The organism is Klebsiella sp. 141161 (assembly GCF_050600815.1).
GTDB classification, from domain to species: Bacteria; Pseudomonadota; Gammaproteobacteria; order Enterobacterales; family Enterobacteriaceae; genus Klebsiella; species Klebsiella aerogenes.
On record NZ_JAQIRN010000002.1, the window covers coordinates 198,859 to 213,339 of the forward strand.

The 14,481-nt window shown below is 55.1% G+C and carries 10 protein-coding genes and 1 pseudogene; 6 read left to right on the forward strand and 5 right to left on the reverse strand.

What is annotated here, in order from left to right; translation table 11 throughout:
- Positions 1 to 38 precede the first annotated feature (38 nt).
- The 5 genes and pseudogenes from PGR79_RS05590 (at position 39) to PGR79_RS05610 (ending at position 7,472) form a co-directional block, all read left to right on the forward strand.
- Positions 39 to 707 (forward strand): hypothetical protein, encoded by a 669-nt coding sequence (locus tag PGR79_RS05590; protein WP_087858585.1) that lies wholly within the window; start codon positions 39 to 41, stop codon positions 705 to 707.
- 23 nt (positions 708 to 730) lie between these two features.
- Positions 731 to 3,268, forward strand: a complete 2,538-nt coding sequence (locus tag PGR79_RS05595) for a fimbrial biogenesis outer membrane usher protein (protein WP_113372941.1) — start codon at positions 731 to 733, stop codon at positions 3,266 to 3,268.
- An 80-nt stretch (positions 3,269 to 3,348) separates the two neighbouring features.
- Positions 3,349 to 4,053: a fimbria/pilus periplasmic chaperone gene (locus PGR79_RS05600; RefSeq protein ID WP_113372942.1), complete on the forward strand. Its 705-nt coding sequence runs from the start codon at positions 3,349 to 3,351 to the stop codon at positions 4,051 to 4,053.
- A gap of 37 nt (positions 4,054 to 4,090) precedes the next feature.
- Positions 4,091 to 5,800 (forward strand): hypothetical protein, encoded by a 1,710-nt coding sequence (locus PGR79_RS05605; protein WP_113372943.1) that lies wholly within the window; start codon positions 4,091 to 4,093, stop codon positions 5,798 to 5,800.
- Positions 5,801 to 5,857: 57 nt separating this feature from the next.
- Positions 5,858 to 7,472: pseudogene (locus PGR79_RS05610) on the forward strand (fimbrial adhesin EcpD).
- A gap of 41 nt (positions 7,473 to 7,513) precedes the next feature.
- Here PGR79_RS05610 and cysH read toward each other — a convergent pair.
- The 3 genes from cysH to cysJ all read right to left on the reverse strand — a co-directional run bounded on the left by cysH (position 7,514) and on the right by cysJ (position 11,861).
- The gene (cysH, locus tag PGR79_RS05615; RefSeq protein WP_087858589.1) at positions 7,514 to 8,248 is read right to left on the reverse strand and encodes a phosphoadenosine phosphosulfate reductase; all 735 of its coding nucleotides are present in this window, start codon (positions 8,246 to 8,248) and stop codon (positions 7,514 to 7,516) included.
- 101 nt (positions 8,249 to 8,349) lie between these two features.
- Positions 8,350 to 10,062, reverse strand: a complete 1,713-nt coding sequence (gene cysI / locus PGR79_RS05620) for an assimilatory sulfite reductase (NADPH) hemoprotein subunit (RefSeq protein WP_087858591.1) — start codon at positions 10,060 to 10,062, stop codon at positions 8,350 to 8,352.
- Positions 10,062 to 11,861: an NADPH-dependent assimilatory sulfite reductase flavoprotein subunit gene (gene cysJ / locus PGR79_RS05625; protein ID WP_113372945.1), complete on the reverse strand. Its 1,800-nt coding sequence runs from the start codon at positions 11,859 to 11,861 to the stop codon at positions 10,062 to 10,064. The genes cysI and cysJ overlap by 1 nt, the downstream gene beginning before the upstream one ends.
- A 317-nt stretch (positions 11,862 to 12,178) precedes the next feature.
- On the opposite strand from cysJ, the gene queD reads away from it, so the two are divergent.
- On the forward strand, positions 12,179 to 12,544 hold the full coding sequence (gene queD, locus PGR79_RS05630) for a 6-carboxytetrahydropterin synthase QueD (RefSeq protein ID WP_015369973.1): 366 nt from the start codon (positions 12,179 to 12,181) through the stop codon (positions 12,542 to 12,544).
- A 67-nt stretch (positions 12,545 to 12,611) separates the two neighbouring features.
- On the opposite strand, the gene PGR79_RS05635 is transcribed toward queD, so the two are convergent.
- Both PGR79_RS05635 and queE read right to left on the reverse strand, forming a co-directional pair.
- Positions 12,612 to 13,400: an SDR family oxidoreductase gene (locus tag PGR79_RS05635; protein WP_087858593.1), complete on the reverse strand. Its 789-nt coding sequence runs from the start codon at positions 13,398 to 13,400 to the stop codon at positions 12,612 to 12,614.
- 190 nt (positions 13,401 to 13,590) lie between these two features.
- On the reverse strand, positions 13,591 to 14,262 hold the full coding sequence (gene queE / locus PGR79_RS05640) for a 7-carboxy-7-deazaguanine synthase QueE (protein WP_113373144.1): 672 nt from the start codon (positions 14,260 to 14,262) through the stop codon (positions 13,591 to 13,593).
- Positions 14,263 to 14,481 lie beyond the last annotated feature (219 nt).

Consider the following 14,481-nt stretch of genomic DNA (forward strand, 5'->3'; position numbering starts at 1 on the left):
CAGGGGTCGCTCCCCTGCTTTTTCATGGATGAAATCATATGAAATATCGTCTTCTGGCAGTCTGTCTGTTTTTAAGCGGGATCGCTCCCGCCAGTGCGCTGGACGTGGGGGATATTTCCTCTTTTATGAACAGCGGCAGCAGTACGTTAAGTAAAGAAGTTAAGAATACGACCGATAGCGGTCGCCTGATTACTATTCAGCTTGAACGCCTCTCCTCCCCGCTGGAAGATGGCCGCGTGATCCCAATGTCATCGCGAGATGAAGTGCTACAAACTCCCGCCAGCCTGCTGATGCCGGCAAAGAGCAGCGAACAAATCCGCTTTTTCTATAAAGGCCCTGCCGATGACCAGGAGCGCTATTACCGCATCGTCTGGTTCGATCAGGCACTGGGCGACGCGCAAAAAACCGGCGCCCGGCGCAATGCGGTAGCCACGGCTTCCGCCCGCATCGGCACCATTCTGGTCGTCGCGCCGCGCAAGGTGAACTTCCGCTATCAGTATAACAACGGCTTAATGACCAATACCGGTAACGCCACATTGCGCATCCTGGCCTACGGCCCCTGCCTGAAAGCCGCCGACGGTAAGGAATGCAAAGAGAGCTATTTCCTGATGCCGGGCAAAGACCGCCGCTTCACCCGCGTAAATGTCGCAGATAAAAAAGGGCGAGTCGCGCTGTGGCAGGGCGAGCAGTTTGTACCGGTAAAATAGATTAATAACCATGGGATAGGGATATGTCCTCATTATGGAATCGTCATGGACGTCGTGTATTAATCACGTCCGGAATTGTCGTGTTTTCGTCTCCCTGTTTCGTTATGGCTGACGCTGAAAAAATATCGCAGATTGGCGGCGTTATTATTCCCCAAACGTTTCGCGTAGCGCTGCAAGACGGCATGAGCCTGCCGCTGTTTATTCACCTCGAAGGTAATAGTGGAACGCAGGACGACCAGCGCATCGGTAGCGCTTTTATCTGGCTGGATAACGGTAAGGTGCGCCTACGACAAATCCGTCTGGAAGATAAAGAGCAAAACGCCACCGTCAGCGATCAGATCAGGCAAACGCTGACGCAAATGGCGGATGAACCCTTTAACAAATCGCTGAGCATCCCGCTGTCGGCCGACGCTAAGCTTCAGTTCGACCTGCGCCGGCTACTGCTGCAGTTGGTGGTTAAAAAAGGGGCGCTTGGCACCGTGCTGCGCTCGCGTAGCGAAGATATCGGCCAGTCCAGCGTGGAAGGCCTGAGCAGTAGCCTCACCTACAACCTCGGGGTCTACAACAACCAGATGAGCAGCGGCGGCGACAGCACCTCCAGCTATCTGTCATTGAACAACGTTATCGCATTGCGCGAACACCATCTGGTACTGGACGGTTCGATATACGGCGCCGGGACCAGCAATCAGAATCAGCAGTTGTATAAAGCAATGTACGAGCGAGATTTCGCTGGCCACCGTTTTGCCGGCGGTATGCTCGACACCTGGAATTTACAGTCGCTCGGCCCAATGACCGCCATTTCCGCGGGTAAAATATATGGCGCCTCCTGGGGGAACCAGGCCAGCTCTACGGTATTTGATAACAGCCAGTCGGTCACCCCGATAGTCGCCTTTTTATCCGCCGCCGGTGAAGTACACCTGAAGCGCGATGGACGACTGCTCAGCGTGCAGAACTTCGCGATGGGTAACCACGAAGTCGATACCCGCGGGCTGCCCTACGGGATCTACGATATTGAAGTTGAAGTCATCATTAACGGCCGCTCGGTCAGCAAACGCACGCAGCGAGTCAACAAATTGTTCTCCCGCGGGCGCGGCGCGGGCGCGCCGCTGGCCTGGCAGGTATGGGGCGGCAGCTTCCATATGGACCGCTGGTCGCAAAGCGGCAGAAAAACACAAGAGGCGAAAGATACCTGGCTGGCTGGCGTGTCTTCCTCCGGCGCTATCAGCACCCTCAGCTGGTCCGCGACCGGTTATGGCTACGACACCAGCGCGGTGGCCGAAGCGCGCTTTACCCTGCCGCTAACCAACGCCATTAACGTCAATTTGCAAAATATGGCGGCCAGCGACGGCTCATGGAGCACCATCAGCAGCGTAAGCGCTACGCTGCCGGGCGGTTTCAGCTCCGTATGGGTTAACCAGGAGAAAACCTCGATTGGCGACACGCTGCGCCGTAGCGATGCCGATAACCGGGCCATTGGCGGCTCGTTAAACCTTGGTTCGCTGTGGTCAAAACTGGGTACTTTCAGCATCAGCTACAACGACGACCGAGAAAACAACAGCCACTACTATACCGCGGATTACTATCAGACTATCTATAGCGGCTCATTCGGCTCTCTGGGTCTGCGCGCCGGGATCCAGCGCTTTAACAACTCGGGAAGCAGCAGCAATAGCGGCAGCGATACCGGGAAATATATCGCCCTTGACCTGTCGCTGCCGCTCGGAAACTGGCTCAGCGCCGGTATGTCGCACCAGAACGGCTATTCAACGGCTAACCTCTCCGCGCGTAAGCGCTTTAAAGAAGGCCCAATTCGTACCATCGGCGCCAATATGTCGCGGGCGGTTTCCGGCAATACCGGCGATGACAAAACCCTCAGCGGCGGCGCCTATGCGCAGTTCGAAACCCGCTATGCCAACGGCACGCTGAACGTCAACAGCGGCGCCGATGGCTATGTGAATACCAACCTGAGCGCCAGCGGCAGCGTCGGCTGGCAGGGAAAACATATCGCCGCCAGCGGCCGCACCGACGGCAACGCCGGGGTGATTTTCCATACCGGTCTGGAGGATGACGGTCAGCTGAGCGCCAAGGTTAATGGCCGCATCGTGCAGCTCTCCGGCAATCGCAACTATCTGCCGCTGTCGCCGTACAACCGTTATGAAGTGGAACTGCAGAACAGCAAAAACTCGCTGGACAGCTACGACATCGTCAGCGGACGTAAAAGCCGCCTCACGCTCTATCCGGGCAACGTGGCGGTGCTGGAGCCGGAAGTGAAGCAGATGGTCACGGTGTCCGGGCGCATCCGCGCCGAGGACGGCAGCCTGCTGGCGAATGCCCACATCAGCAACCATATCGGGCGTACCCGCACCGACGATAACGGCGAGTTTGTGATGGATGTTGATAAAAAATTCCCGGTCATCGACTTCAACTACGGCAAAGGACAGAGCTGCGAAGTGGCGCTGGATCTGAACCAGGCGCGCGGCGCGGTATGGGTTGGCGACGTGGTGTGCAGCGGCCTGCAGAGCTATGCGGGCGTGCAGGGGAAGGAAGATGGTCATGAAAGCTAACGGGTTGTTAGGGTTAATTTCGCAGAACACGCTGGATAACAGCGTGTGGTACGGCGACGTAAGCGTCTCAGGAGAAATTCATGTACAAACGACGTGGCGCGACAGTAATTAGCCGCCTGCAGGCGGCAATTTGCATGCTGGCGCTGGGTCTGCCGCTGGCCGCGCAGGCGATGTCGGTCGGTAATCTGACCTTCTCCCTCTCCCCGGAGGCGGCGTTTGCCGCCAAGCGGGTGCTGAACAACAACAAAAGCGCGCGCCTGTACCAGGTGTCGGTGAGCGCCATCGACCGCCCCGGCGGCAAAGAGGTGCGCTCCCGCCCGGCGGACGGCGAGCTGCTGTTCGCCCCGCGGCAAATAACCCTGCAGGCCGGAGAAGGCGAATATTTCAAATTTTACTACCACGGCCCGAAGGATAACCGCGAACGTTATTACCGGGTCATGTTCCGCGAAGTTCCCTCCTTTAACCACGTGGCGCGTAAGGCATCGGGTGCCGGCGTCAGCATGGAGCCGGTTGTGGTAATGGACACTATCTTGGTGGTGCGCCCGCGCGAAGCGAACTTCAAATGGACCCTCGACCGGGCGAGTGGCACCCTCAGCAATACCGGCAATACCTGGTTCAAGCTGCTGATTAAGCCGGGATGCAACACCACGGAAGAAGAAGGGGACGCCTGGTATCTGCGCCCTGGCGATGTCGTCCGCCAGCCGGGGCTGCGCCAGCCGGGCAACCACTATATCGTCTATAACGAAAAATTTATCAAAATAACCGACGACTGCCCGCTGAAGTGAAATACCGGCGCGGTGATCGACATGGCAGGAGGCCAGTATGAAAATTAAAGGATTAGCAGGGTTAATGGCGCTGGTCACGGCGCTGTACGCGGCGCAGGCGGGGGCGGCGACGAAAGTCACCAAAGGCGACATGTCCGGGAGCTTCGCGTTTATCGAAGACCAGATCGATAATACCTACTTTGTTACGAATATAGGTTCATCAGCACTGCCCATGATGTCCGGGGCCAACCGCTGGGTTGATCTTTCGTGGTGGGATAATGTACGAGATTACATGTATCAGAGTACTCCTGGGTATATTTCAACACAAAATATAAGGATTTATCATGCTGGGATAAATAGTATGGCCGATTTATGGCTTGAAAACGCGCCGGTATCTTATGCGTTAACCGGGATCCCTTGCTCGTATATGGATAATATGTGCACCAGTGCCACAGGCAGGAATCCTGTTATTGTGACAACGGATACATCCGTAACCGATGCCCAGGGGGTGTACGGTCTCCTGCTTCCCTTTACCGGGATGGAGTATTTGAGCGGCAGTATCTCAGATGCTTTTTTTCAATATCTGCTTCAGATGGGCGCCGGCAGCAGCTTCTCAATGACCCTCAATGAATGCCTGACCGCCCAAACGGGTAGCAGTACATACGATGCAAGTACCGGCGCCCGCTGTAAAGACCAGAGTGATGCGACCTGGTACGCCACACGTCTCACTTATACCAAAGGCGTGCACCTGAGGTTACTTAACACCGGCGCCCTTGATGAAGTCTACATCAACAGCGATGGCGTCCCGACCCCCGGTGAAGGGAATACTAACTGCAGAGTGCAAAATATTGGTAGCCTCTCCGGCCTCGCCTGCAGGATGGTGAACTACAGCTTCAACGGAACGGGTGGCTCCGCAATACGCGTTTACCCGGTGCTGAACAACTCCGCGTTGGTCTCGGCTGTTAAATCAGAGGATATGCAGTTCAGTCTGGACGGCAGTGCATGGAAACAGACATCATTGACCCGCAACGTGAGCTCCGCCGCCAACTACTACCTTCTTGATGAGATGGCCTCCTCCAGCGCCATTTATGTGTTCTTTTCGGACAACTTCTTTAAACAGATGGTGGCATCCGGTCTCAGCGATACTAATAGCCAGGATATAATGTATTTTCGCCTCTACAACGATCGCGCATCCACTTTCTCACCAGATGCCGACCAGGCATATGAATTTTACACCTCCAATTCACTGGAGATAAAACCCCGCGAATTCAGCATCAATATCTCCTCTGAAGACTACAGCGACGCCCCAACGCGCGAAGGCTACGTTGGCCGTGATGAACCCTCGCTCGACTTTAACTATATCGTCACCACCAGCGGTAAGACCGCCGCCGACGAGGTGCTGATTAAAGCCACCGGCCCGACGCAGCAAATTAACGGCCGCGCCTACTGTATCTTCAGCGCCGACGACAGCACCATCAAGGTTCCCTTCCCGGCCACGCTCTCCTTCACCAAACAGGATGGCAGCATCAAGACCTATGACGCGGGCTGCGACGGCAGCTGGCGCGATATGACCGACGCGCTGTGGCTCACTTCGGCATGGACCGATATCTCCGGCGAACCCGGCGTCATGGATAAAGCCACGGTGAAATTTTCGATTCCCATGAATGATGATATTTCGCAGAAAACGCTGGATAACAACGAGTGGTACGGCGACGTCAGCGCCTCAGGAGAAATTCACGTGCAGGCCACGTGGCGCGATATTAATTAACCTCCGGGCTGATTCAGACCTGGAATCACGCTAAAAATTGGTAAACAGAGAATTACCATGAAAATAAACCACTGGGGCATTTTGGGGCTGGCCGGCGCGTTATTTCACGTCGCGCCATCGGCTATGGCTGATACGCAGCAAACGGCGTTATTCGTTGAAAATAATATCGACAGTAGCTTTTTTATTACTTACACCGGTAGCGAAGTTGTTATTTCCGGCTCCAACCGCTGGGGCAGCATGCGTTTGCGCTCGGCAGGATATCAAACTTCCCTCGGATATATTTCAGACAACCAATATTTTGCTACACAAACCGAGGGAGATTTATGGCTGGATAACCCGCCAATTTCCTATCTGATGGCAGGACAAAGTTGTGATTCATATGGGCCGTCAGCCAGAAGCGGTTGTGATGAAAGCACCTCGACCCTACCCGGAGCTGTTGTGGAGAAGAACGGTATTTACGGCGCCAAAGTGGATACAAACCTCAGAGGGACCTTATCAGAGGCTTTTTACCAGTATATGCAGCAAATGCCAACCGGCAGCAGCTTTTCAATGGTGATGTATACCTGTGCGACAAGCACAACCTACGACCCGACGAGCACCTGGCGCTGTTCCCGGGTAGCCCCTTTCTATAGCTCTGGCACTGTAACTATTACTAAAAGCGCTCACCTTACGCTTATTAACACCAATTCTGTTGATGAAGTCTTTATCAATAGCGATGGCGTACCCACGCCCGCCGAAGGAAATACCAACTGCAAATTGCAAACCGTAGGCGCCCATTCAGGATTGGCCTGCAAGATGGTCTCTTATAGTCTGGACGGCGGTGGCGGGGCGCAAAGCGTTCTGGTTTATCCGATGATCCTTAATAGTGCGCTGGCGGCGATGGTTCCTTCGCAGGGATCGTATGATATGCAGTTTAGTCTTGACGGCAGTACGTGGAAACCGGTGAGCAATTCGAGCGTACAGAGCTACACACTAGGGGAACTGACGTCGTCCAGCGCGATTTATTTCTTTTTTTCCGAAAGATTATTTAAAAAAATGGTGGAGTCAGGCATTACTGACACCGATAGCAAAGATTTGTTGAATTTACGCATCGAAAGGCCGAACGGCACTCCTACAATCAGTAGGATGTATGAATTTACCACGTCTAATTCACTGTTAATTAAGCCGCGCGATTTCAGTATTAGCATTACCGCTAAAGACTATAGCGACGCCCCTTCGCTTGCTGGTTACGTTGGCGAGGACGAACCCTCATTAGATTTTAACTACATTGTCACTACTACCGGTAAAACCGCCGCCGATGAGGTACTGATTAAAGCCACCGGCCCGACGCAGCAAATTAACGGCCGCGCCTACTGCATCTTCAGCGCCGACGACGGCAGCATTAAAGTGCCCTTCCCGGCTACGCTTTCCTTCAGCAAACAGGATGGCAGCATCAAGACCTATGACGCGGGCTGCGACGGCAGCTGGCGCGATATGACCGATGCGCTATGGATAACCTCGGCGTGGACCGATATCTCCGGCGAGGCAGGGACGATGGACAAAGCCACGGTGAAATTTTCTATTCCGATGAATGATGATATTTCGCTGAAAACGCTGGATAACAACGAGTGGTACGGTGATGTCAGCGCCTCCGGAGAGCTACGTTCAGGCCACGTGGCGCGATATAAATTAAGCCTTTGGCGGCTTTCGCCGCCAAAGGCTGCCACATAACACTTAGCCTTCGTGCAATCCGCACTCGCGTTTGAGGCCAAAGAAGCGGGTCTCTTCTTCCGCCATACCGGGCTCCCATTTACGGGTAGTGTGAGTGTCACCAACGGACAAATACCCCTGCTCCCATAGCGGGTGGTATTTCAGGCCGTGCTTTTGCAGATACTGATAAACCGTCCGGTTATCCCAGTCGATAATCGGCAGCAGCTTAAAGACGCCGCGCTGGATAGCCAGCACCGGCAAATGCGCCCGGCTGCCGGACTGCTCGCGGCGCAGGCCAGCAAACCAGGTGCGGGTGTTGAGCTCCTTCAGCGCCCGGTTCATCGGCTCAACTTTGTTGATTTCATTGTACTTCTCAATGCCTTCAACGCCCTGCTCCCACAGTTTGCCGTAACGCGCTTCCTGCCAGGCGGCGCTTTCCGTCGCCCGGTAGACTTTAAGGTTCAGGTTGAGCTTCTCGGTCAATTCATCAATAAACTGATAGGTTTCCGGGAACAGATAGCCGGTATCGGTCAGGATCACCGGAATGTCCGGGCGCAGCTGGTTCACCAGATGCAGGCTGACTGCCGCCTGAATACCAAAGCTTGAAGAGAGCGCATAGTCGCCGGGCAGGTTTTCCAGCGCCCATGCCACGCGTTCTTCGGCGCTGAGTTTTTCCAGCTGAGTGTTAACTTCCGCCAGCGCCATGACGCGTTCTACTTTCGCTAGCTCATTCAGCGCGTTTAGATCGAGTTTGGACATAGATTCCTCACTGTGTGCCTTGCCTGATGGCGCTTCGCTTATCAGGCCTACGCGAACGGTAGGCCAGATAAGGCATTCATGCCGCTATCCGGCAATTCAGGTTATTCCCAGAAATCACGCGCCGGGTCGAGCACCGGACGAATGATGCCCGCACGCACCGTAAAGTCGCCGAAGCCTTCACCCGCTTCGCGCTCTTTCGCCCAGCGCCCAACCAGCTCATCGAGCGAGGCCAGGATCTCCGGCTCGGTGATATTTTCGCGATACATCCGTGGGATGCGCGTCCCGCTGCGGTTGCCGCCGATATGCAGGTTATAGCGGCCAGGCGCTTTACCCACCAGGCCAACTTCCGCCAGCATCGCGCGGCCGCAGCCGTTCGGGCAACCCGTGACGCGGGTTACAATATGCTCATCACCGACGCCGTGCTGACTCATCACCTCTTCGACCTTGTCGATAAATGACGGCAGGAAACGTTCAGCTTCGGCCATCGCTAACGGACAGGTCGGGAACGACACGCAGGCCATTGAGTTCTCACGCTGCGCCGTGACGGCATTCATCAGGCCATGATCGCGCGCCAGTTTCTCAATCCGCGCTTTCTGATCTTCCGGTACGCTGGCGATGATCAGGTTCTGGTTGGCGGTAATGCGGAATTCACCTTTGTGAATCTTCGCGATCTCCAGCAGGCCAGTTTTTAGCGGGCGGCCCGGATAATCCAGAATACGGCCGTTCTCAATAAACAGCGTCAGGTGCCAGTTATTATCGATACCCTTAACCCAGCCGATGCGGTCGCCGCGGCCGGTAAACTCGTACGGACGAATCGGTTCGAATTTGATCCCCGCACGACGCTCAACTTCCGCCTTAAAGGTCTCCACGCCGACGCGCTCAAGGGTATATTTGGTTTTCGCGTTTTTACGATCGGTACGATTACCCCAGTCGCGCTGGGTGGTCACGACCGCTTCCGCCACCGCCAGTGTGTGCTCCAGCGGCAGATAGCCAAACTCGCTGGCGGTACGCGCATAGGTTTTCTTATTACCGTGCTCGATAGACAAACCGCCGCCCACCAGCAGGTTAAAGCCGACCAGCTTACCGTTTTCCGCAATCGCCACGAAGTTCATGTCATTGGCGTGCAGATCGATATCGTTCTGCGGCGGGATCACCACCGTCGTTTTGAATTTACGCGGCAGATAGGTCTGGCCGAGGATCGGTTCCTCGTCGGTAGTGGCGACCTTTTCCTGATCCAACCAGATCTCAGCATAGGCGCGGGTACGCGGTAACAGATGCTCAGAGATCTTCTTCGCCCACTCGTAGGCTTCGGCGTGCAGCTGCGACTCAAACGGGTTCGAGGTGCACAGCACGTTGCGGTTCATGTCGTTGGCGGTCGCCAGCGCGTCCAGCCCAACGGAGTGCAGCATCTGATGCACCGGCTTCACATTCTTCTTCAGAATACCGTGGAACTGGAAGGTCTGACGGTTAGTCAGGCGAATACTGCCGTAGATGGTGTTATCCGCGGCGAATTTATCAATCGCCTGCCACTGTTTGGTGGTGATAACGCCGCCCGGCAGACGGCAGCGCAGCAGCATCGCGTGGCGCGGCTCCAGTTTCTGCGCCGCGCGTTCCGCGCGAATATCGCGGTCGTCCTGCTGGTACATGCCGTGAAAGCGGATGAGCAGGAAGTTGTCGCCTTTAAAACCGCCGGTCAGGCCGTCATTTAAATCTTCCGCAATGGTGCCGCGCAGGTAGTTGCTCTCGATCTTCATACGCTCGGCGTCGGAGAGTTTACCTTCGACCACCAGCGGGCCAGGATGTTTTTCGCTCATTAGTAGACATCTCGCTGATAACGGCGCTCAACGCGCAGCTCACTTAAAAATTCGTCCGCCGCTTCGGCGTCCATCGCGCCGTATTCGGCAATCACTTCCAGTAACGCCTGCTCGACGTCTTTCGCCATTCGATTGGCATCGCCGCAGACATAAATATGGGCGCCGTCGTTAATCCAACGCCACACTTCAGCCCCCTGCTCGCGCAGTTTGTCCTGTACATAGACTTTTTGTTGTTGATCGCGGGACCAGGCCAGGTCGATTCGGCTCAGCACGCCCTCTTTGACGTAGCTCTGCCATTCCACCTGATAAAGGAAATCTTCCGTGAAGTGCGGATTGCCGAAGAACAACCAGTTCTTCCCTTCCGCCCCTTCCGCTGCGCGCTGCTGCATAAAGGCGCGGAACGGCGCGATACCGGTTCCAGGGCCAATCATGATAACCGGCGTTTGCGGGTTAGCAGGCAGACGGAAGTTGTCATTGTGTTCGATAAAGATGCGCACTTCGCCATCTTCTTCCACGCGGTCAGCGAGGAAGCTGGACGCACCGCCGGCGCGAGCACGGCCTTCAATGTCATAACGCACAACGCCAACGGTGACGTGGACTTCGTTTTCCGCTTCCGCCTGCGAAGAAGCAATCGAGTAGAGGCGCGGCGTTAGCGGGCGCAGCAGGCCGATTAAGGCTTCGGCATCCAGCTGTGCCGGCGAGAAGCGCACCATATCGACGATAGGCGTCGTCGCGGCGTAGTGCTGCAACTGCGCTTTATCGCCGACCAGCGGCAGCAGCGTTTCGCTGCGGGTCAGGGTGGCATAGTTCTCAACAATATTGGCGGTGTTGACCGTCAGCTCGAAATGCCACTCCAGCGCTTGCGCCAGCGGCAGCGTTTTGCCTTCTACCGTGACCGGTTCATCACCCTTAAGCCACAGCAGCTCCACCAGCTCTTTGACCAGCGCCGGATCGTTCTGATACCACACGCCTAGCGCATCTCCCGGCTGATAACGCAGACCGGAATCACCCAGATCGATCTCGATATGACGGACATCTTTTTCCGAGTCGCGACCGGTTATTTTCTGATTCACAGCAAGCGTCGCCGTCAGCGGCGCTTCTTTGGTATACGGACTGGTATGAATTTCATTCACGGCACCGCTGGTCGCAAGCTGGGCAGGCGCTGCCGTCGGCGCACGCGCTTTCAGCACATCCACTACGCGAGCGCGCCATTCCGCCGCAGCGGCTTGATATTCAACGTCGGCGTCAACGCGATCGAGCAGACGTTCGCCGCCCAGTTCGGCCAGTTTGCTATCGAAATCTTTGCCGGACTGGCAGAAAAACTCATAGGAGGTATCGCCGAGACCAAACACCGCGAAGGCGGTGCCATCGAGCTTCGGCGCTTTCTTTGAAAACAGGAACTTATGCAATGCGACGGCTTCTTCCGGCGGCTCACCTTCACCCTGAGTCGACGTCACCACGACCAGCAGTTTTTCACCGGCGATTTGTTTGAATTTATAGTCGCCAGCGTTCACCAGTTTCACGTTCAGCTGCGCGGCCTGCAAATCGTCGCGCAGCGCTTCGGCAACCCGACGCGCGTTGCCGGTCTGCGAAGCGGAAATCAGGGTGATGGCCGGCGCTTCTACCGCCTGAACGGGCGCGCTTACCGCGGCGCCGGGCTGCTGATTCAGCATGCCCCAGAAGTAGCCGGACACCCAAGCCAGTTGGGTTGGCGTAAAGTCAGTCGTGGCCGCCTGTAGGCGCGCCAGTTGCTCCGGGTTTAGCGGCAGCAGATTGGAAGGTGGGGCCTGTGTCGTCATGCGTCGTTATGTTCCAGTAAGCAAAGCTGTTATTCACGCCCTGTCAGCGCGACAAAAACAGAAGAGATTGTAAGGTTAACGGCGGGCATACTAACAATTAAAGAAGGGATGGAAATATCAAATAACCAAATGGACTAACCTGTTTTAGTTATAGTTATTAACAACAAAAGCGATTAGTTAAATAATTGAAAAACAATAAATTAAATCATCCAAACACCACAAAAACGGCGATTTCGCGTTCAGGGCCGTTTTAGTTAATGCTAAAAAATGTACTTTCCGGTACCCTACGGCGGTTTTTTTCGTCCTGTTGAGAGTTAATGATGTCCACCACGCTGTTTAAAGATTTCACCTTCGAAGCCGCCCACCACCTGCCGCACGTACCGAAAGGCCACAAATGCGGTCGCCTGCATGGTCACTCTTTTATGGTGCGTCTGGAGATTACCGGTGAAGTCGATCCCCATACCGGGTGGATCATGGATTTCGCCGAGCTGAAAGCCGCGTTTAAACCGACCTACGATCGTTTAGACCACTATTACCTGAACGATATCCCAGGACTGGAGAACCCCACCAGCGAAGTGCTGGCCAAATGGATTTGGGATCAAATGAAACCGCTGGTTCCTCTGCTGAGCGCGGTAATGGTAAAAGAGACCTGCACCGCAGGCTGCGTCTATCGCGGCGAGTAATTCCCTGCCTTATCCGCCATCGGGCTGCTGCCATGGCGGTTTTCTATTTCATCCAACACCGTGTGAATCAGCGCACCAGATAGCCGCCATCCACTGCCAGAATATGGCCGTTGACGTAATCCGAGGCACGGCTGGCGAGGAACACAACGGCGCCCATTAAATCCTGCGCTTCTCCCCAACGGCCTGCGGGTATATGCGCCAACACGCGTCTGTTTTCCTTTGGGATACTACGGGTGATAGCGGTCATGGCGGTTTCATAATAGCCCGGCGCGATGCCGTTTACCTGAATATTATGCGGGCCCAGCTCATCGCAGTAGGCTTTGGTTAAGCCAGCCAGCGCATGCTTGGTGGCGGCATAGGCCGGCGACCAGCTGCCGCCGAGATAAGAAAACACCGAGCAGATATTAATAATCTTACCGCTTCGCCGCGGAACCATAATTTTCGCGGCTTCGTGGCTAAGCTCAAACGCTGCCGTCAGGTTAGTCTCGATCATCGGATCCCAGTCTGTGCGACCAAAGCGCAGCACCTTATTCAACTGGCAAATACCGGCATTATTCACCAAAACATCAACGGTACCGAAACGCTCGCAGCAGGCGGCGATAATACGTTGTGGCATACCGCCATCGGTGATATCCGCCAGCATGAATTCCATCTCAACGCCCTGCTGTTCGATAAGTTCTCGGGTTTGAGCGTGTTCTTCGCGCAGAGCAGGAATAAACAGATTCGCGCCGGCGGTCGCCAGGGCGACGGCAAAGGCCTGCCCCAGGCCGCTATTGCCGCCGGTAACGATAGCGGTTTTCCCCTTGAGCGAGAAGAAGTCCATAGAGAAGGCCGTGGGTGGATCAATTAGCTGCATGGTTAACTCGTTCCTTAAGTCAACGTATCAGCCGCCCGCCTCAGGCGGCTGAATTAACGCGCCAATGATAGCATTGCTGTCATTTGCGCGTATCTCAACACCATGTTGAAGTCGAGGGTTAAGATGAATTCATATATGAAGAAGAGAGCTGCCGGGCGGTGAGCACCCTACCCGGCAAAGAAAGCGGGGATCAGGCGATGTTCAGATATTTATGCGTCTGCATGGATAACCGCCAGTTTCGGGCGATACAGGTCTCAATGCACAGCCGCGTGGCGTCTTCTTTTTGGCTAATCGGCTGTAATGCAATAATTCGCGGCTTTTCATCAGCCAGCGTTTCCAGCAGCTCATCAAGCGCTTCGATATCACGCACGCGGCCAACCGGATGCTTGATTTCATCAGCACGCTGCAGCGCCTGTGACAGCACATCGTAGCCGCCGCGCATGTTCACTTTTGGCGAAACCGTGACCCAGGTATTGTGGCTGCAGCGCACTTCATGCGTGCCGCTGGTTTCAATCTGGCAGCTGAAACCATGTTGCTCAAGCAACTCTGTCAACGGCGTGAGATCGTGAATACAGGGCTCGCCGCCGGTAATCACGACATGTCGGGCGGTCCATCCCTGACGGCCAATGATCGCCAGCAGATCGTCGCTGGTCGCCGGGCCCCATTTATCGCTCTCTTTGGTTTTAGCGAGGATACTAAATAGAGACACTTCCCGATCGGCCAGCTTATCCCAGGTATGTTTGGTATCGCACCAGGCGCAACCAACCGGGCATCCCTGCAAACGAATAAAAATGGCAGGCACGCCGGTAAAGTAACCCTCGCCTTGCAAGGTCTGGAACATCTCGTTAATCGGGTACTGCATAGTCATCTCTGTTCAGGTGGTAAAAAGGTATTATCGCAGATTCAGGCGCTCAGGTCTTGTCCTCAGCTGCGCTTACCAGAGCCCATTGTCAACCGGGTGCAAGCCCTCTTTTTATATTAGTTAGCAAACTATGAAATAAGCACAAAATGTATTTACGATACATTGAGTATTATTTTAGCATGCATCGCGTCCAGTCATTAAGCCGCGCATTGATAACTT